Source organism: Bradyrhizobium sp. Unk1 (assembly GCF_059512345.1).
This window is the reverse complement of record NZ_JCAMOP010000003.1, coordinates 332,481-350,332: the sequence shown is the minus strand read 5'-3', so window position 1 is coordinate 350,332 and position 17,852 is coordinate 332,481. Positions and strand designations below refer to the sequence as shown.

General features: G+C 65.2%; 18 protein-coding genes. 16 read left to right on the top strand and 2 right to left on the bottom strand.

All coding sequences use genetic code 11. From position 1 onward, the window contains the following. Nucleotides 1-135: 135 nt before the first annotated feature. A complete protein-coding gene (locus AC5ZFO_RS05810) occupies nt 136-1,137 on the bottom strand; it encodes an adenosine kinase (RefSeq protein WP_282521600.1) in 1,002 nt (333 codons plus the stop codon). Between the two features lie 124 nt (nt 1,138-1,261). Between AC5ZFO_RS05810 and murJ the strand changes: the two genes are divergently transcribed. From murJ to trmB, 16 genes are all read left to right on the top strand, one after another. Continuing rightward, nucleotides 1,262-2,812, top strand: coding sequence for a murein biosynthesis integral membrane protein MurJ (murJ, locus tag AC5ZFO_RS05805; RefSeq protein ID WP_282521601.1), 1,551 nt, complete (start codon nt 1,262-1,264; stop codon nt 2,810-2,812). A 75-nt stretch (nt 2,813-2,887) separates the two neighbouring features. Next, nucleotides 2,888-3,940, top strand: a complete 1,053-nt coding sequence (trpS, locus tag AC5ZFO_RS05800) for a tryptophan--tRNA ligase (protein ID WP_282521602.1) — start codon at nt 2,888-2,890, stop codon at nt 3,938-3,940. A gap of 110 nt (nt 3,941-4,050) precedes the next feature. Beyond that, nucleotides 4,051-4,545: a universal stress protein gene (locus tag AC5ZFO_RS05795; protein ID WP_282521603.1), complete on the top strand. Its 495-nt coding sequence runs from the start codon at nt 4,051-4,053 to the stop codon at nt 4,543-4,545. A 321-nt stretch (nt 4,546-4,866) separates the two neighbouring features. Further along, nucleotides 4,867-5,436, top strand: a complete 570-nt coding sequence (locus AC5ZFO_RS05790; RefSeq protein ID WP_028150592.1) for a NifU family protein — start codon at nt 4,867-4,869, stop codon at nt 5,434-5,436. An 88-nt stretch (nt 5,437-5,524) separates the two neighbouring features. Next, a complete protein-coding gene (gene tsaB / locus AC5ZFO_RS05785; RefSeq protein WP_496121647.1) occupies nt 5,525-6,220 on the top strand; it encodes a tRNA (adenosine(37)-N6)-threonylcarbamoyltransferase complex dimerization subunit type 1 TsaB in 696 nt (231 codons plus the stop codon). Next, on the top strand, nt 6,217-6,702 hold the full coding sequence (rimI, locus tag AC5ZFO_RS05780) for a ribosomal protein S18-alanine N-acetyltransferase (RefSeq protein ID WP_282521605.1): 486 nt from the start codon (nt 6,217-6,219) through the stop codon (nt 6,700-6,702). The genes tsaB and rimI overlap by 4 nt, the downstream gene beginning before the upstream one ends. Before the next feature lie 38 nt (nt 6,703-6,740). Next, nucleotides 6,741-7,196 carry a Fur family transcriptional regulator gene (locus AC5ZFO_RS05775; RefSeq protein ID WP_028150589.1) on the top strand — a complete coding sequence of 152 codons (456 nt, stop codon included), beginning with the start codon at nt 6,741-6,743 and terminating at the stop codon, nt 7,194-7,196. A gap of 4 nt (nt 7,197-7,200) precedes the next feature. Beyond that, the gene (locus AC5ZFO_RS05770; RefSeq protein WP_282521606.1) at nt 7,201-7,881 is read left to right on the top strand and encodes an HAD family hydrolase; all 681 of its coding nucleotides are present in this window, start codon (nt 7,201-7,203) and stop codon (nt 7,879-7,881) included. Nucleotides 7,882-8,070: 189 nt separating this feature from the next. Further along, a complete protein-coding gene (miaB, locus tag AC5ZFO_RS05765; protein WP_282521607.1) occupies nt 8,071-9,465 on the top strand; it encodes a tRNA (N6-isopentenyl adenosine(37)-C2)-methylthiotransferase MiaB in 1,395 nt (464 codons plus the stop codon). A 64-nt stretch (nt 9,466-9,529) separates the two neighbouring features. Next, nucleotides 9,530-10,525: a PhoH family protein gene (locus AC5ZFO_RS05760; protein WP_282521608.1), complete on the top strand. Its 996-nt coding sequence runs from the start codon at nt 9,530-9,532 to the stop codon at nt 10,523-10,525. An 82-nt stretch (nt 10,526-10,607) separates the two neighbouring features. Beyond that, nucleotides 10,608-11,096 (top strand): rRNA maturation RNase YbeY, encoded by a 489-nt coding sequence (gene ybeY, locus AC5ZFO_RS05755; protein WP_404979803.1) that lies wholly within the window; start codon nt 10,608-10,610, stop codon nt 11,094-11,096. A 1-nt stretch (nt 11,097) separates the two neighbouring features. Continuing rightward, on the top strand, nt 11,098-12,216 hold the full coding sequence (locus tag AC5ZFO_RS05750) for a hemolysin family protein (RefSeq protein ID WP_282521610.1): 1,119 nt from the start codon (nt 11,098-11,100) through the stop codon (nt 12,214-12,216). Beyond that, complete coding sequence (lnt, locus tag AC5ZFO_RS05745) at nt 12,213-13,826, top strand: apolipoprotein N-acyltransferase (RefSeq protein ID WP_282521611.1); 1,614 nt, start codon at nt 12,213-12,215, stop codon at nt 13,824-13,826. The genes AC5ZFO_RS05750 and lnt overlap by 4 nt, the downstream gene beginning before the upstream one ends. A gap of 220 nt (nt 13,827-14,046) precedes the next feature. Continuing rightward, a complete protein-coding gene (locus tag AC5ZFO_RS05740) occupies nt 14,047-14,460 on the top strand; it encodes a helix-turn-helix domain-containing protein (RefSeq protein WP_008131807.1) in 414 nt (137 codons plus the stop codon). A gap of 85 nt (nt 14,461-14,545) precedes the next feature. After that, nucleotides 14,546-15,703 (top strand): M20 family metallopeptidase, encoded by a 1,158-nt coding sequence (locus AC5ZFO_RS05735; protein ID WP_496121641.1) that lies wholly within the window; start codon nt 14,546-14,548, stop codon nt 15,701-15,703. Further along, nucleotides 15,700-16,410, top strand: a complete 711-nt coding sequence (gene trmB / locus AC5ZFO_RS05730; protein ID WP_282521613.1) for a tRNA (guanosine(46)-N7)-methyltransferase TrmB — start codon at nt 15,700-15,702, stop codon at nt 16,408-16,410. Before AC5ZFO_RS05735 ends, trmB begins: the two co-directional genes overlap by 4 nt. Here the strand turns inward: trmB and AC5ZFO_RS05725 are convergent. Beyond that, nucleotides 16,407-17,489: a DUF2336 domain-containing protein gene (locus AC5ZFO_RS05725; RefSeq protein ID WP_282521614.1), complete on the bottom strand. Its 1,083-nt coding sequence runs from the start codon at nt 17,487-17,489 to the stop codon at nt 16,407-16,409. The genes trmB and AC5ZFO_RS05725 overlap by 4 nt on opposite strands. Between the last annotated feature and the right edge of the window lie 363 nt (nt 17,490-17,852).

The window sequence follows — 17,852 nt, the reverse complement described above, 5'->3', positions numbered from 1 at the left end:
ACAGCGCGACTGTCATTCCCCGCGAAGGCGGGGAATCCAGTACGCCGCGGCCTCTCGATGAACCACTAAGGTCTCGGAGTACTGGGTCGCCCGGTCAAGCCGGGCGACGACAGCTGAGAATGAGGCGGCGTCGCCTTAAACCGTTAACCCGCGCTGCTGCGCCAGCTCCTTCAGCGACACCTGCGGACGCGCGCCGATGTGCTGGATCACTTCGGCAGCCGCGAGCGCGCCGAGCTCGCCGCACTGCTTGTGCGCAAGGTTGCGCGCGAGACCGTACAGGAAGCCGGCGGCGAAGAGATCACCGGCGCCGGTGGTGTCCACGAGCTTCACGATCGGCGAAGCCGGCGCTGCGACGGCCTCGGTCGGCGTCACCACCACGCAGCCCTTCTCGCTGCGGGTGACCACGCCGAGACTGACGTCGTTGCGCAGCTGCTTCAGCGCAGTGTCGAAGTCCGAGGTCGTGTAGAGCGAATGCAGCTCGGACTCGTTGGCGAACACGATGTCGACGGTGCCATTGCGCATCAGCCCGAGGAATTCGTCGCGATAGCGGTCGACGCAGAACGAATCCGACAGCGTCAGCGCCACCTTGCGCTTGGCATCATGGGCGATCTGGGCCGCCTTGACGAAGGCGTCCTTGGCGTTCTTGGGGTCCCAGAGATAGCCTTCGAGATAGACGATACCGGCAGACGCGATCTCGGCCGGATCGATGTCGGCGGGCGACAAATCCTGCGCGGCGCCGAGATAGGTGTTCATGGTGCGCTCGCCGTCACCAGTGACCAGGATGTAGGAACAGCCGGTCGCAGGGCCATCCTTCGCAGCGGGCGTGTTGAAGGCGACGCCGGCGGCGCGGATGTCGTGGACATAGAGCTTGCCGATCTGGTCGTCCTTGACCTTGCCGACATAGGCCGCGCGTGCCCCGAGGCTGCCGATGCCGACGATGGTGTTGGCGGCAGAGCCCCCCGAGACTTCCGTCGCCGGGCCCATGTCCTTGTAGATGGCGGCGGCCCGCGCCTCATCGATCAGGGACATGCTGCCCTTGGTCATGCCGTGCTTGCCCAAAAAGGCCTCGTCGGTCTTGACCAGCACGTCGAACAGCGCGTTGCCGATGCCGAGAACGTCATATTTCACGTCAGCCATTCACCTTGATCCTGTTTGCCGGATTGCGATACCCGCGAAAATCCGCTTCCTGTCAGTCTGAAATCTGGCTCGCGGCCTATCACGACCGGCCCCAAGCGGGCAAGCAACGGTATTATGATTCCCGATGATCCGCTCCTTCCTGACAGTCTCGACGGGAACATTGGCCTCGCGGCTGCTGGGCTTTGCCCGCGATTCCATGATTGCCGCTCTGTTGGGCACCGGCGTGGTGGCCGATGCGTTTCTGGCCGCGTTCCAGCTCGTCAATGTGGTACGCCGGTTGCTCAGCGAGGGGGCGCTGAACGCGGCGCTGATCCCGGCCTGGCTGCGCGTCCGTGACCGCGACGGCGAAGAGGCCGCATCAGCGTTCGCCGGGCGCGTGCTCGGCACGGTCAGCGCGGCGCTGATCGCGATCTCGATCGTCATCGCACTTGTGATGCCACTGATCATCACGGTGATCGCGCCCGGATTTCTGGGTAGCGGCACGCGCGATCTCGCCGTCGAGAATGCGCGGCTGATGCTGCCTTATCTCGCCTTTGCCGGCCCCGTCACGGTGCTGATGGGACTGCTCAACGCACAAGGCCGCTTCGCTCTCACGGCGTTCTCGCCGCTGCTGTTCAATATCGCGCTCATTGCCGCGATCGCGGCGCTGCTCGCCTGGCATGCTGATGCGAGTTTCGCCGCGTGGATGCTCGCCGCCACGGTCGGCGTCGCCGGCCTGCTGCAATTGCTGATGCTGCTGTCGCAGCGAAGTGCGCAACTGGCGACGCCGCTGCATGTCAGCTTCGACCAGGAGATGCGCGCCTTCTTTGCCAAAGCCATCCCGGGCATGATCGCAAGCTCGGGCCCGCAATGGCTGATGGTTGCCGGCGCGATCATCGCCTCCGCCACGCCCTCCGCGGTGTCCTGGCTCTATTTCGCCAACCGCCTGATCGAGCTGCCGCTCGGCATCGTCGGTGTCGCCATGGGCACGGTGCTGGTGCCGGAGCTGACGCGCGCGGTGCGTAGCGGCGACCGTAACGCCGTGGCACATGCGGAATCGCGCGCGCTGGAACTGGCGACCGGGCTGGCGCTGCCCGCGACGCTCGGCCTGATCGTTCTGGCCGAGCCGATCGTGCGATTGCTGTTCGAGCATGGCGCGTTCGGCGCGGACGACAGTGCGGCCACCGCGCATGCGCTGATGTGGCTGGCGCTGGGCCTGCCGGCGCATGTGCTGATCAAGGCGCTGTCGCCGGCCTACTATGCCCGCAGCGACACGATGACGCCGCTGCTGGCAACCGCCAAGGGCTTTGTGGTCGCGATCGCCCTCGCTGTCGTGCTCGGGCACGTCCTTGGCACGAGCGGAATCGCTGCCAGCATCGCGGCCGGCGCCTGGAGCAGTGCGATCTCGCTGCTGCGGAAAGGCACCAGCGAGTTCGGCTTCTCGGTCGATGCGGCCGCCCGCAACCGGCTGCCGCGGATCGTGCTCGCCGCGGCTGCCATGGGCGCCCTGCTCTGGCTGACGACCGGCCTGTCGCCCGCCGAGGCGCATGGGCTGATCCGCTTCATCGTCCTGGGCGTGCAGATCGCAGCCGCAATCGCCGTCTATGGCGTGCTCCTGCAGGTCCTCGGCGCGGCCTCATGGCGCGAGGCGGCCAACGTGCTGAAGCGCCCGGCCCGGACTGGGTCCGAGGCGTGACGCCATCGAATTACCCTTGACGGGGCAGCGCCGCTGTTGGAAACGACGGCCGAATACCTTCCAGGAAGACTTACCATGGCATTCGTTGAACGGGTCTTTTCAGGCGTCCAGCCGACCGGCAATCTGCATCTCGGCAATTATCTCGGCGCGATCGTCAACTTCGTGAAGATGCAGGAAACCCACAACTGCATCTATTGCGTCGTCGACATGCACGCGATCACGCAAGGCGTGGACGTCTGGGGCGGGCCGGTCGAGCTCGCGCGCAACACCCGCGAGGTGACCGCCGCGTTCATCGCGAGCGGCATCGATCCGAAGAAGCACATCGTGTTCAACCAGAGCCAGGTCTCCGGCCATGCCGAGCTCGCCTGGATCTTCAACTGCGTCGCGCGCATGGGTTGGCTGGGCCGCATGACCCAGTTCAAGGAGAAGGCCGGCAAGGATCGCGAGAACGCGTCCGTGGGTCTGTTCGACTATCCCGTGCTGATGGCCGCCGACATTCTGCTGTACCGCGCCACCCACGTTCCGGTCGGCGAGGACCAGAAGCAGCATCTCGAGCTCTCGCGCGACATCGCGCAGAAGTTCAACAACGACTTTGGTGACTCGATCCGCAGCCTCGGCGCCAATGACGGCCTGTTCTTCCCGCTGCCGGAACCGCTGATCACAGGACCGGCGACGCGCGTAATGTCCTTGCGCGACGGCACCAAGAAGATGTCGAAGTCGGATGCGTCCGACAATTCGCGCATCAATTTGACCGACGACGCCGACACCATCGCGCAGAAGGTGCGCAAGGCGAAGACCGATCCGGAGCCGCTGCCGTCAGAGGAAAAGGGCCTGGAAGCGCGCCCCGAGGCCGACAATCTCGTCGGCATCTTCGCCGCGCTCTCCGGCCGCTCCAAGGCCGACGTGCTCAGAGAATTCGGCGGCGGCCAGTTCTCCAGCTTCAAGAATTCCCTGGTGGATCTGTGCGTCACGAAACTCTCGCCGATCGCCGGCGAGATGAAGCGCCTCGTCGCCGACCCCGGTCATATCGACGCGATCCTGAACGATGGCGCCGACCGGGCCCGCGCCATCGCCGACGAGACCATGAAGCTCTCGAAGGACATCGTCGGCTTCATCCGCCGGCGCTGATTTCCCGCATTTGCGAGACCCGGCCGGCGTCCACTGCGCCGGCCGCTTCTCCTCTCCCCAAGCGTGAGGGAGTGTGGCAGCATGCCGGCCGTGCACATTCCGGGACATGCATGACCAGCAAGCGACTTTGCTTCGAGCCGGGTCACAAGCCCAAATGCCTCGTGATCGTCGATGACACCGCCGAATGGGATCGCGCGGTCTATTATGCCAGCCGCTGGGCGATCCGTGCCGGCGGCGGCGTGGTGATGCTGCGCATCATCGAGTCCGAGCAGCAGAGCCAGGAATGGCTGGGTGTCGCCGACATCATGCGCGCCGAGGCGCAGGAGGCGGCGGAAGCCGCGCTCGACCGCGCCGCCGGCCGCGCCAACGGCATCGCGGCGATCACCCCGGAGCGGGTGATCCGCGAAGGCGATGCAATGGAGCAACTGCTCGCGGTGATCGACGAGGACCCTGACATCGCCATGCTGGTGCTCGCCGCCAATCCCGGCGCGGAGGGTCCGGGACCCTTGGTCGCACTGCTCGCGCATGAATTGGGCACGTTCCCGGTGCCGGTGACGATCATCTCGGGCGCGCTGAGCGACGGAAGCGTGGATTCGCTGTCGTAACCTGTTTCTTACCCTCCCCTGGAAGGGTCCGAGACGAGCGTAGCTCGCTCGTGGGTCGCTTCGCATGGAGCGAAGCGAAATGCGGAGCGGGGTGGGGTCACGGTCTCTCCGCCTCGCACACGGCCCGTATGGAGAGATCACCCCACCCCGCTCGCGCTTCGCGCGATCGATCCTCCCCCTCCAGGGAAGGGTGAGCGGAGTCCAACCCTCTGAAAATCTTGAACTAATGCCCCACTCCCCCTTGACCGTGCGTTCCTCGTCGCCATCTGCTACTGGATAGCTTGCGCGCCGGCCTTGAACCGGCGACGTCTGGAGAAAACCATGTTCATTCAAACCGAAGCCACCCCCAATCCCGCCACGCTGAAGTTCATTCCGGGCCGCGTCGTCGTCGACGGCGGCCCGATGGAATTTTCGAGCCGCGAATCGGCCACGCGCTCGCCGCTGGCCGAAAAGCTGTTCGACGTGCCCGGCGTCACCGGCGTGTTCTATGGATCGGATTTCATCACCGTGACCAAGGCGAACGGTGAATGGCAGCAGCTCAAGCCCGCGATCCTCGGCGCCATCATGGAGCACTACATGTCCGGCGCGCCGTTGCTCGCCGATGGCGCGGCTCCAAGCGATGCCGAGCTCGACGACGAGGACGAGTTCTTCGACGAGTCCGATGCCGAGACGGTCGACATGATCAAGGATCTGATCGAGACCCGCGTGCGGCCCGCGGTCGCCAATGACGGCGGCGACATCACCTTCCGCGGCTTCAAGGACGGGATCGTCTATCTCAACATGAAGGGCTCCTGCGCCGGCTGCCCGTCATCGACCGCGACGCTCCAGCACGGCATTCAGAATTTGCTGAAGCATTTCGTGCCCGACGTGGTCGAAGTCCGGCCGATGTAATCGGTAAGCGAATGGCGAGTAGCGAATGGCGAATGGCATTCCGATCGGCTAGAGTGTTCGCTATTCGCCACTCGCCATTCGCTTTTCCATGCTGATCCTTGCCATTGATACCGCGCTGGAGGCGTGCGCGGCCGCCGTTCTCGACACCGACGCCGGCCAGCTGCTTGCGCAGGAATCGCTTCTGATGAAGCGCGGCCACGCCGAAGCGCTGATGCCGATGATCGCGCGCGTGATGCAATCGGCCGATCTTGCCTTCACCTCGCTCGACCGCATCGCCGTCACCGTCGGCCCCGGAAGCTTCACGGGCCTGAGGGTCGGCATTTCGGCGGCGCGCGGCCTCGCGCTTGCGGCGAAGCGGCCCGCCGTCGGGCTGACGACGCTTTCGGCCTATGCCGCCACCGTCGTCGGCCAGAGCGGAACGGCGCCGGTGATCTCGGCAATCGACGCGCGGCACGATCACGTCTACTTCCAAATCGTGGCCGGCGACGGCAGCCAGCTGGTGCGGCCGAGCGTCGCTCCCATTGACGCGGCGATCGCGGCCTCGCAATTCGGTGCGCCGCATCTGGTCGGCAATGCCGCAAAGATCCTCGCCGATCGCTGGCCGAAGGACGGTCCGCAACCCGTTGCGGTCGACGCCCAGCCCGCGCCCGACATCGGCTGGGTCGCCTGGCTCGGCGCCGCGGCCAATCCCGAAACCACGCCGGCGCGGCCGTTCTATCTGAAGGCGCCCGACGCAAAGCCGGCCGCACAGCCACCGCTCGCCGCACAAGCCGCAACCTCATGATGAGATGGTTTTCGGAATGGTGGCGCGGCGGCACGGCCGCCGTCGAGCCGGCCTCCACGCGCGACGCCGCGCGGCTGGCGCAACTGCACGGACAATCCTTTGCCCGCGGCTGGGGCGAAAGCGAGTTCGAAGGCATGATCGGCGAGCGCAACACGCTCGTGCACCGGTTGCGGCTCGGCCGCAAGACCATCGGATTCGCGGTCTCGCGGATCGGCGCGGACGAAGCGGAAATCCTCTCTATCGCGGTCGACCAGGCTCACCGCGGCCGTGGCCTTTCCCACACACTGCTGATGACGCATCTCGGCCACCTCGCGGGGCGCGGCGTGCGCACAATATTTCTCGAAGTCGAAGAAAATAACCAGCCGGCGCGGCGGCTCTACGATCGGGCCGGATTCATGGTGGTCGGGCGCCGCGAACGCTACTATAAGCAGCCCAACGGGGAACAATTGAACGCACTTCTGATGCGACGTGACTTGTCGTAACATTGATGGCAGAAAGCGCCCCGTCAGGCAGACACCCTATGACTGGACTTAAACCTTCCTCCGCCTCCAAGGCGACCGGCATCGAGGCACGCTGCGCCGCCACCGGCATGCGCATGACCGAGCAGCGCCGCGTCATCGCCCGCGTGCTGGCGGAATCGGTCGACCACCCCGACGTCGAGGAACTGTACCGGCGCTGCGTCGCCGTCGACGACAAGATCTCGATCTCGACCGTGTATCGCACCGTCAAGCTGTTCGAGGATGCCGGCATCATCGAGCGCCATGATTTCCGCGAGGGCCGCGCGCGCTACGAGACGATGCGCGACAGCCATCACGACCACCTCATCAATCTGCGCGACGGCAAGGTGATCGAGTTCACCTCCGAAGAGATCGAGAAGCTGCAGGCGGAGATTGCCCGCAAGCTCGGCTACAAGCTGGTCGATCATCGGCTCGAGCTCTATTGCGTTCCGCTCGACGACGACAAGCCGACGTCTTGATCTAGTGTCCATCGATCTCATCATCTTCGATTGCGACGGCGTGCTCGTGGACAGCGAGGTCATTTCCTGTCGCGCGCATGCCGACGTGCTCACGCGGCACGGTTATCCGATCACGTCGGAGCAGGTGTTGGTGCGCTTCCTCGGCGTCTCCGAGAAAGACGCGCGGCGGATGGTCGAGCAGGAGATCGGCCGCAGTCTTCCCGACGATCTCGAGAGCCAGGTGAGTGCAGCCACGCTGCAATTCTACGCCAGCGATCTCCAGCCGATCACCCATGTCGCGGCAGCGATTGGCGCGATCGATTTGCCCAAATGCGTCGCATCGAGCGGCACGCCGGAAAAGATCCATCACGGCCTGACCTGCGCCGGACTCTACGACCTGCTCGCCCCGAACATCTTTTCCGCAAGCCAGGTCGCACGCGGCAAGCCCGCACCCGACCTGTTCCTCTTTGCCGCCGCGCAGATGAAGGTCGCACCGGAACGATGCCTGGTGATCGAGGACAGCGTCCCCGGCGTAACCGGCGCACACGCCGCCGGGATGGCCGTGCTGGGGTTTCATGGCGGCAGCCACTGCCCGCCGGGTCACGCCGAAAGGCTGCGAGCCGCCGGCGCCGGCCTGACGTTCGACGATATGCGGCAATTGCCGGAGCTGGTCCGGCGGGTCGAGGCGGACGCCCCGGCGGGCTGATTCCGACCAATTGGCATCATCCGGGGCACGAACGGTGCGCGTGAAGGGTCGAATCCCGAGGTTTTGCTGAAATTCCGGGTTCACCCGCCTTCTGGGCGCCCCGGAATACCGTTTGGGGCCCCCAATCGCTGGATTTTCGCCCCTCTAGCCTATATCTGAGGGGCGTCCTCCACCTCAATTCCGGGTTCCATGACGCCGCCGCGCAAGCTGCACATCAAATCATATGGCTGTCAGATGAACGTCTACGATGCCCAGCGCATGGTGGACACGCTGGCTCCTGAAGGATTCGTGGAGACGGCCAACGCGGAGGATGCCGACCTCGTCATCCTCAACACCTGCCATATCCGCGAGAAGGCCTCCGAAAAGGTCTATTCCGAGCTTGGCCGGCTGCGGGTCGCCAAGGACGAGGCCGCGCGCGGGGGCCGGGCGATGCAGATCGCGGTGGCGGGCTGCGTGGCGCAGGCCGAGGGTGGGGAGATCACGCGCCGCGCGCCGGTGGTTGACGTCGTGGTCGGCCCGCAGAGCTATCATCACCTTCCGGAGCTTTTGAAGCGCGCGCGCGACGAAGGTCGTGCGATCGAGACCGAATTTCCCGCAGCCGACAAGTTCGGCTTCCTGGCCCAGCCCAAACCCGACGCGATCCGTGCGCGCGGCGTTTCCGCTTTCGTCACGGTGCAGGAAGGCTGCGACAAGTTCTGCACCTTCTGCGTGGTGCCCTATACGCGCGGCGCCGAAGTCTCGCGTCCCGTGGCGAAGATCGTCGACGACGTGAAGCGGCTCGCCGACAACGGCGTGCGCGAGCTCACGCTGATCGGGCAGAACGTCAACGCCTATCACGGCGAGGGACCGGACGGGACAAGCTGGCCGCTCGGCCGGTTGCTCGAACATCTGGCGAAGATTCCGGGCATCGCGCGGCTGCGCTATTCGACCAGCCATCCCCGCGATGTCGATGACAGTTTGATTGCAGCCCATCGCGATCTCGGTGAGCTGATGCCGTTCGTGCACCTGCCGGTGCAGTCGGGTTCGGACCGGATTCTCGCCGCCATGAACCGGAAACATACCGCCGATGATTATCTCGATGTCATCGACCGTTTCCGGTCCGCGCGCCAAGATATTGCTTTTTCATCAGATTTTATCGTGGGCTTCCCCGGCGAAAGCGAGCAAGATTTTCTCGCCACCCTCGCGCTTGTCACGCAAATCGGCTACGCTGCGGCATATTCGTTCAAATACTCCGCCCGGCCGGGAACGCCGGCCGCGGATATGCAGGAGACGGTGTCCCCCGCCGAGATGGACCAGCGATTGGAGCGGCTCCAGGAACTGATCGACAGCCAGCAATCGGCCTTCAACAAGGCCGCGATTGGCTCAACGGTCGATGTGCTGTTCGAGCGTCCGGCCCGCAAGGAGGGCCAGATCGTCGGCCGCACCGCCTTCCTCCAGCCTGCGCATGTGATGGCCTCGCCCGACATCATCGGACAAATCCTGCCGGTCCGGATCGACAGCCTCGAACGCTATAGTTTCCTCGGTGAGCTCGTGACGCCGCGTAACCCGCGCGAGCCCGCTTTATCGCAAGCCATTGGAGCCTGAACCCTTGCCAAAAAGCGCATCGGATTCGTCTTCGCTCGCTCCCAGCCGCAAATTTGACCGCGACATGCAAGTTCCGCCCGAGACCCAGGTCGTCATCGACTTCGACGACAACCGCGCCGCTTCCGCGCTGGTCGGCCCCTACGGCCAGCATCTCGCTCAGATCGAGCGGCGGCTCGGCGTGGTGGTCGACTCCAAGGGCAACCACATCACCATCGGCGGCACGCGCGACGGCTGCGACGCCGCGCGCCGCGTGCTGGAGGCACTCTACGCGCAGGCCGTGAAGGGGCAGGATCTCGACCAGGGCGAAGTCGAAGGCGCGATCCGCGCCGTGATCGCACAGGGCTCGCTGTTCGAATTCGACGCCAAATCGGCCAAATCCACCTTCGACAGCATCAATTTGCGCAAGCGCCCGGTGCGCGCGCGCACCGCCGCGCAGGATTCCTACATCCGCGCGCTGAAGCGCCACGAGCTGGTGTTCGGCATCGGCCCCGCCGGCACCGGCAAGACCTGGCTCGCGGTCGCGCATGCCGCGCAGCTGTTCGAGCGCAAGGAAGTCGACAAGATCATCCTGTCGCGTCCGGCGGTCGAGGCCGGCGAGCGGCTCGGCTTTTTGCCCGGCGATCTCCGCGAGAAGGTCGATCCGTATCTCCGTCCGATCTACGACGCGCTTTACGACCTCATGGACGCGCGCATCGTCGAGCGGGCGCTCCAGACCGGCGAGATCGAGATCGCGCCGCTCGCCTTCATGCGCGGCCGCACGCTGACCAACGCTGCCATCATCCTGGACGAGGCGCAGAACACCACGTCGATGCAGATGAAGATGTTCTTGACCCGTCTCGGCGAGAACAGCCGCATGATCGTGACGGGCGATCCCTCGCAGATCGACCTGCCGAACGGCCAGACCTCGGGCCTCGCCGAGGCAACGCGCCTGTTGAGCGGCGTCGAAGGCATTGCACAAGTTCATTTCAAAGCCGAGGACGTGATCCGCCACGAGCTCGTGGCACGAATCGTCTCTGCCTATGAAGGGCAGCCGCAACGGCCGGCCGCCGGTAAATCCTGACGAGACAACAGCCGGACCATATGGGCGCGGACAGGGCGTCCTTTGGTTCCGAACAAACAAGATGTCACATCCAAACCTTCCCATGACCGAGGTCCTCGTCGTTGCCGATTGCTGGCAGCGCGAGCCCGATTCCGAAACGGTGATCCAGCGTGCGGTGGCAGCCGCCGCCGAGAGTGTCGACGAGGACGTTGCCGACGCCGAAGTGGCCGTGATGCTGACCGATGATGCCGGCATCCGCACGCTCAACAGCAACTGGCGCGGCATCGACAAGCCGACCAACGTGCTGTCGTTCCCCGCGCTCCAGCCGGAGGGCGAGTGGAAGGAAGGCGATGCGCCGCGCATGCTCGGCGACATCGCGATCGCCTACGAGACCATGCGGCGCGAGGCGGACGAGGAACAGAAGCCGTTCGATCATCATTTGAGCCATCTCGCCGTGCATGGTTTCCTGCACCTGATCGGCTACGACCACGAGAACGATGGCGACGCGGAGGAGATGGAAGCGCTCGAACGAGAGATCCTGTCTCATCTCGGCATACCCGATCCCTATGCAGACCGCCCGGGGACGCATTGAGATGCCCGATTCCGACCCTATTCACGACAATCCGCGCAATACCGCCAATTTGCCGGTCGTGGTGACATCAGGCGAGGTGATGCGGCCGACCGCGGAAGGCTGGCTGCTGCGTGCCATTCGCACCCTGTTCGGCTGGAAGGCGGGATCGGTGCGCGACGATCTCCAGGTCGTGCTCGATGCCACGACGCCTGACGACACCGGCTTCTCGACCGTCGAGCGCACCATGTTGCGCAACATCCTCGGTCTGCACGAGCGCCGCATCGCCGACGTCATGGTGCATCGTGCCGACATCATCGCGGTGAAGCGCGACATCCCGCTCGGCGAGTTGATGGACCGCTTCGAGGGCGCCGGCCATTCGCGCCTCGTCGTCTACAACGAGACGCTGGATGACCCCGTCGGCATCGTCCACATCCGCGATCTGCTCGCCTTCATGACCGCGCGCGCACGGGTGTCCGAGGCCACGAAAACCAAGCGCAAGAAGCCGCTGCCGGCCGGCCTCGACCTGCGTACGGTCGACCTGGCGCTACCGCTGCAGGATGCGCGCATCATCCGCAAGCTGCTCTACGTGCCGCCGTCGATGCGCGCGATCGACCTGCTGGCGCAAATGCAGGCCACGCGCATCCATCTGGCGCTGGTGGTCGACGAATATGGCGGCAGCGACGGACTGGTTTCGCTCGAGGACATCGTCGAGCAGATCGTCGGCGAGATCGACGACGAGCATGACAGCGACGAGCCGCCCTCGATCGTGCGGCTGCCCGACAACGCCTTCATTGCAGACGCCCGCGCCAGCCTCGACGACGTCCGCACGGTGATCGGCGAGGATTTCGTCACCGGCGAGGCCGGCGAGGAAGTCGAGACGCTCGGCGGCTATCTGGTCAGCTTCGTCGGGCGCCTGCCGGTGCGCGGCGAGGTGATCTCCGGCCCCGGCCATTACGAGATCGAGGTGCTCGATGCCGATCCGCGCCGCGTCAAGCGGTTGCGCATCTCGACGCGGAAGGAGCGTCCCGCGCCGCGTACCCAGCGCGAGAGCCGCCGCCGCGAGGCCACGCCGGAGAGCGGTCAACCGCCTTCCAGCGACACGCCCGTCCCGCCGCCAAGCGACGGGACCGGTCCGCAGTGACTTCGTTCCAGCGGCTTCGGCAGATTGCGCTTGCCATCATCCTCACCTGGGGATGGAAGCGCGCGCTCGTCGCGATGGGGTGCGGCGCGCTGTCGGTGCTGGCGCTGGCGCCGTTCAATGTCTTTCCGGTGCTGTTCATTACCTTCCCGGTGCTGGTCTGGCTGATCGATGGTGCGGGCGCCGGACGATATCGCGGCGTCCCCGCCGCGGCTCTGACGGGCTATTGGTTCGGGCTCGGCTATTTCGTCCCCGGCCTCTACTGGATCGGCTACGCCTTCTTCGTCGACGCCGATGTGTTCGCTTGGCTGACGCCGTTCGCCGTGCTTGGCCTGCCGGCCTATCTCTCCATCTTCACCGCGATCGGATTCGCGCTGGCCCGCCTGCTCTGGACCAAGGATGCGACGCGCATCCTCGCGCTCGCCGCAAGCCTCACCATCGCCGAATGGCTGCGCGGTCACGCATTGACCGGCTTCCCCTGGAACGCGTTCGGCTATGCCCTGTCCGAGCCGCTGCCGCTGGCGCAGACAGCGTCGCTGATCGGCCTGTGGGGCATGACGTTCCTTAGCGTTGCGATCTTCGCAAGCCCGGCGGCGCTGATCGACCGCACGCCCGATCGCCGCCCGGCATGGCGCGCGCCGGCCGCTGCGATTGCGCTTCTGGTTGTCATGAGCATCTTCGGCGCGATCCGCCTGTCGCTGCATCCGACCACGATGGTCGCGGGTGTGAAGCTGCGCCTGATGCAGCCGGACCTCCAGCAGGACGCGAAATTCAACTACGCCGCCAAGGCGGAGGTGATGAAGAAATATCTGGCGCTGTCGGACCGCGCCTCGGGGCCGCAATCGACCGGCGTGCGCGATGCCACCATCCTGATCTGGCCGGAATCCGCCTTTCCGTTCTTCCTGACCCGCGAAGCCGACGCGATGGCTGAGATCGCCGAGCTGCTGCCGAAGGGCACGGTGCTGATCACAGGCTCGGTCCGCGCCCCCGACCTGCCGCGGGGCACGCCGATCACGCGCGCCTACAACTCGATCTACGTGATCGATCACGACGGCAGCGTGCTCTCGGTCTACGACAAGCTGCACCTCGTGCCGTTCGGCGAATTCCTGCCCTACCAGGACCTGATGGAGAAGCTCGGCTTCGAGCAACTCACGCGCGTGCGCGGCGGCTTCATTCCCGGCAGCGTGCGACATGCGCTAGCGGTGCCCGGCGCGCCGCCCGCGCTGCCGCTGATCTGCTACGAAGCAATTTTTCCAGGCGAGGTCGCCGCCCGCAACGAGCGTCCGGGCTGGATCGTGAACCTCACCAATGACGGCTGGTTCGGCATGTCGACCGGCCCCTATCAGCATCTCGAGCAGGCCCGGATGCGTGCGATCGAGCTCGGATTGCCGCTGGTCCGGTCCGCCAATACCGGCGTGTCAGCGGTGATCGATCCGGTGGGACGAACCGTTGCCAGCCTCGGCCTCGGCGTCGAAGGCATTTTGGATGCAAACCTGCCCGCCGCAATTCCGCCGACCGTCTATGCGCGGGTGGGCGACGTGCCCGCAGCCATGCTCGTTGCGCTGGCCGTGATTCTGGCGGTCCGCCGACGTGTTGCCAAACGGCACCCCTGATCACGCTCTCGCCGCCGCCGCGCCCGGAATCCTTTGACAACCGTAGTCCCACGGTTGACAGACTGCACAGGGGTTCCTCATTCTGCACCTGCTGCGAAAGACAGTGGGCGTTGCTAAATTTCTCCGCAATGTTTCCCAATAACAGGGTTTGATTTTGACGATGCTGGCACCGGAGGCATTCTTGTGATTGCGCCGAAGGTGATGTTTGGAGGCTGAGGAAATGTCGAAAGCGCCCAACCCTGTTGACAAATATGTCGGCAGCCGCGTGCGTATGCGCCGCATCATGTTGGGCATGAGCCAGGAAAAGCTCGGTGAAGCTTTGGGCCTGACTTTCCAGCAGATCCAGAAGTACGAGAAGGGCACGAATCGCGTCGGCGCGAGCCGCATCCAGCAGATCGCCGAGATTCTGCAGGTGCCGGTGTCGTTCCTGTTCGAGGGCGGGCCGAGCGGCGTGGCCGGCCCGGATGGCTTCGCCGAAGGCGCCTCGCCTTCCTATGTCTCGGACTTCCTCGCGACCTCCGAAGGTCTCGCCTTGACCAAGGCGTTCACCCGAATCACTGATTCGAAGATGCGCCGCTCGATCGTCGATCTCGTCGAGCAGATCGCCGCCCGCGAAGGTCCCGACAAACGGTGACGCGACGGCTCAATCCGATTTGAGACTGCGCCAAATCTGGCCTATGTCGTCATTTGCGGCCGCGCCCTGATGCGCGTGCTATCAGATGATGCGGTTCAAAGGCACAGATGCGTTCATGACCAAGTCCAATTGGTTCGATTCACAAACTATTCTCGATGGCATCCGCCGCTGGGTGGAGATCGAGACGCCGACGGACACACCTGAACAGGTCAACAAGCTGATCTCCGTGGTCGCGGAGCAATACCGCGATCTGCCGGTTACGCTCGAGCGCGTCGCCGGCGTCGATGGTTGCGGCAATCATCTCGTTGCACGCTCGACCTGGGGCCAGGACCGGCCGGGCATTTTGGTGCTGAGCCACCTCGATACCGTTCATCCCATGGGATTCATCGAGCGCCTGCCGTTCAAGGTCGAAGGCGACAGCGCGTTCGGTCCCGGCATCTACGACATGAAGGGCGGCGCCTATATCGCCCATCACGCCTTTCGCGCGCTCTGCGCCGCCGGCGATCGCTCGCCGCTCGGCATCACCCATTTGTTCACCTCCGACGAGGAGATCGGCAGCCCGACCTCGCGCAAGCTGATCGAGGCGGAAGGGCGCAAGGCCAAATACGTGCTGGTGACTGAGCCCGCGCGCGACGGCGGCAAGATCGTCACCGGGCGCAAGGGCGTCGGACGATTCGAAGTCTTCATCAAGGGTGTACCCGCACATGCCGGCACGCGGCCCCAGGATGGCCGCAGCGCGATCCGCGAGCTTGCCAACGTCATCCTGGCGCTGGAAGCGATGAATGATCTGGCACGCGGCGTTACGGTGAATGTCGGCGTGGCGCGCGGCGGCACGCGCCCCAACGTCACGCCGGAAGAGGCCTATGCCGAAGTCGACCTGCGCGTGCCGAGCTTTGCCGACGCGGAAGAGTTCGTCGGCAAGATCCTCGGGCTGACGTCGAAGACGGATGGCGTCACGGTCAAGGTCACGGGCGGGCTCAACCGTCCACCCTACGAGAAGAGCAACGCAGGCGCCTCGCTGTACGAGCATGCGAAGTCGCTTGCCACCGAGATCGGCTTCGAGTTGATCGACACCCACACCGGCGGCGGCTCGGATGGCAATTTCACCGCCGCGCACACCGCAACGCTCGACGGACTCGGCGTCGACGGCAAGGGCGCACACACCCATTATGAGCAGATCTACGTCTCGTCGCTCGAACCCCGCGCGCGGCTGCTCCATCGCCTGTACCAGACGCTGCGATGAGCGAACGAAAATCAGATCCCGATCGCGATGACAGCGAGCGCGCCTTCTTCGGGCGCCGCAAGGGCCACAAGCTCAGGCAGCACCAGGCCGAGCTGATCGATCATCTGCTGCCGCATCTTTCGCTCGACATCGAGGGTGAGAAGCCGGCGAACGCCAACGATATCTTCGATCACGCGGCCGACGATGTGCGGCTCGAGATCGGCTTCGGCGGCGGCGAGCATCTTGCGGCCGAGGCCCAGAACTTCGCCACGACCGGCTTCATCGGCTGCGAGCCCTATGTCAACGGCATGGCAAAAATCCTCGCACAGATCGAGGCCGCCAACATCGGCAACATCCGCCTGTTCGCGGGCGATGCCACCGAGCTCCTGGCCTGGCTGCCGCCGGCATCGCTGTCGCGGATCGACCTGATCCATCCCGATCCCTGGCCGAAGCGGCGGCACTGGAAGCGGCGCTTCGTCCAGGACCGGACCATCGCCGCGATGGCACGCGTGCTGAGGGCGGGCGGCGAATTCCGTTTCGTGTGCGATATCGACGATTATTGCGCGTGGACGCTGATGCATCTGGCGCGATCGACGGATTTTCAGTGGCTCGCCGAATGCGCCGACGATTTCCGTCGGCCATGGGACGGCTACACCATGACGCGCTACGGCCGGAAGGCCACGCGCGAAGGGCGCAAGACGACGTATCTGCGGTTCAGGCGGCGCTAGATCGTCTGCCGGTTGCGCCAGAATTTCACGACGCGCTCGGCCGTTGACGGCATCAGGCGCGTGAAGTTCACGCGCGCCTGCTCGAGATCGGCATCGGCCGGCGTGCGATGCGGGCCGTACCACATCAGGATCAGCGCGCGCACCGTGGGCCAGCCGAGATTGAGCATGCGACCCAGGATCAGGATCGGATCGTAGCGGTCGCCCGCGACCAGGCGATCGAGGATCGAGAGGCGGACGCCGGACATCGCCGCAAGCGAGGCGATCGATTCCTCGTATTTGAGCGCCTTGGCGAAGCCGAGCAGTGCGCTCTCGCCGAGATGACCCTCGCGATGCAAGGTCAGCACCGTGCGCTGTGCAGCCGAGAAATCGCGGCGCGGCCCCGGCGGCAGCGCGGCCTCCTCGATCGCCGCCATGGCGTGCTTGATCTCGACCTGGCGCACGGGATTGACCACGCTCGAGAGGCGGCGGCGGATGACGTCGAGCGTGCCGTCGAGCAGCTGTTTCAGGTGCTCGCCCGAGAGATCGTTGCGCTGGCCGATCCTGAGCGTCAGCACGCCGTCCTGCGACGCACGCTTGATCAGCTCGGAATAGCTGCCTTGCGAGAACACCGCGCCGGCATTGCCCGCGGCGCGACGCACCACGTCACGATCGCCGCGCTCGACCAGCACGTCGGTGACGGCAACCGACAGCGCGGGGCGCTCGGTCATCGCCAGCAGATGGCCCTGGCCCTTCAGCCGCGCGATCTCGACGAGAGCGGCGTCGTCGAGCACCGGCGAGCGGCGCAACACCGGGCCCGCCACCATGATCTCGTTTTCGCGCGCGAGCTGGCTCACCAGATGCGGCGGCGCATTGTTCAGGCGCGAGAAGCGCTCGGCGAGGTCAACCCGCGAGGTAAGCTCGGCATGCGGAACGAGGTCGATCAACAGATTGTCGAAGAGATCGACGAGATCGGGACGGAGCTTCTCGGCGTCCTGGAAGAACAGCTGGGCGATGGCGCGCGCGATCTCGCCGCGACGCCGGGGGTCGCCGCGTTTGACGATATCGTCCAGTCCGGGAATGAGCGACGTGGCAGCGGTCATGAAAACGCAACTCGTACAGGGCACGCCGCGGGTGCGCCCTTGGTCCAAGCCGCCCCACAATCAGGGAATTTAGGCCTCCTAGATGAAGGAAGCGTTGCGCGGGGGGCCACAGGCCGGGCGCAAAAAGCCTCGTCTTTCCCGCGATGGGCCTTGTCCGGGAGGACGGAAAGGGCTATATCAGCGCCAATTCATCTTCTCATACGATCCGCGTAGTGAGAGTGGGCCCGAAAGGACCCGCTCTTTTTTATTACCTGAACGCGGCTTGGTGGAAGATATGCGGCCCGGCGAGCTGCCGGGATAAAGGGTTCCGAAACAGGCTCTGCAACCGAACCTGTTCAAGTCTTTAACCAAGCCTTAACCATC

Coding starts and splice junctions, on each gene's coding strand:
- AC5ZFO_RS05775 (WP_028150589.1), top strand. CDS start 6,741: ATGACTGGACTTAAACCTTCCTCCGCCTCCAAGGCGACCGGCATCGAG.
- AC5ZFO_RS05760 (WP_282521608.1), top strand. CDS start 9,530: ATGCAAGTTCCGCCCGAGACCCAGGTCGTCATCGACTTCGACGACAAC.
- trmB (WP_282521613.1), top strand. CDS start 15,700: ATGAGCGAACGAAAATCAGATCCCGATCGCGATGACAGCGAGCGCGCC.
- tsaB (WP_496121647.1), top strand. CDS start 5,525: ATGCTGATCCTTGCCATTGATACCGCGCTGGAGGCGTGCGCGGCCGCC.
- miaB (WP_282521607.1), top strand. CDS start 8,071: ATGACGCCGCCGCGCAAGCTGCACATCAAATCATATGGCTGTCAGATG.
- AC5ZFO_RS05735 (WP_496121641.1), top strand. CDS start 14,546: ATGATGCGGTTCAAAGGCACAGATGCGTTCATGACCAAGTCCAATTGG.
- AC5ZFO_RS05740 (WP_008131807.1), top strand. CDS start 14,047: ATGTCGAAAGCGCCCAACCCTGTTGACAAATATGTCGGCAGCCGCGTG.
- trpS (WP_282521602.1), top strand. CDS start 2,888: ATGGCATTCGTTGAACGGGTCTTTTCAGGCGTCCAGCCGACCGGCAAT.
- murJ (WP_282521601.1), top strand. CDS start 1,262: ATGATCCGCTCCTTCCTGACAGTCTCGACGGGAACATTGGCCTCGCGG.
- rimI (WP_282521605.1), top strand. CDS start 6,217: ATGATGAGATGGTTTTCGGAATGGTGGCGCGGCGGCACGGCCGCCGTC.
- AC5ZFO_RS05810 (WP_282521600.1), bottom strand. CDS start 1,137: ATGGCTGACGTGAAATATGACGTTCTCGGCATCGGCAACGCGCTGTTC.
- AC5ZFO_RS05790 (WP_028150592.1), top strand. CDS start 4,867: ATGTTCATTCAAACCGAAGCCACCCCCAATCCCGCCACGCTGAAGTTC.
- AC5ZFO_RS05795 (WP_282521603.1), top strand. CDS start 4,051: ATGACCAGCAAGCGACTTTGCTTCGAGCCGGGTCACAAGCCCAAATGC.
- AC5ZFO_RS05750 (WP_282521610.1), top strand. CDS start 11,098: ATGCCCGATTCCGACCCTATTCACGACAATCCGCGCAATACCGCCAAT.
- ybeY (WP_404979803.1), top strand. CDS start 10,608: ATGACCGAGGTCCTCGTCGTTGCCGATTGCTGGCAGCGCGAGCCCGAT.
- AC5ZFO_RS05725 (WP_282521614.1), bottom strand. CDS start 17,489: ATGACCGCTGCCACGTCGCTCATTCCCGGACTGGACGATATCGTCAAA.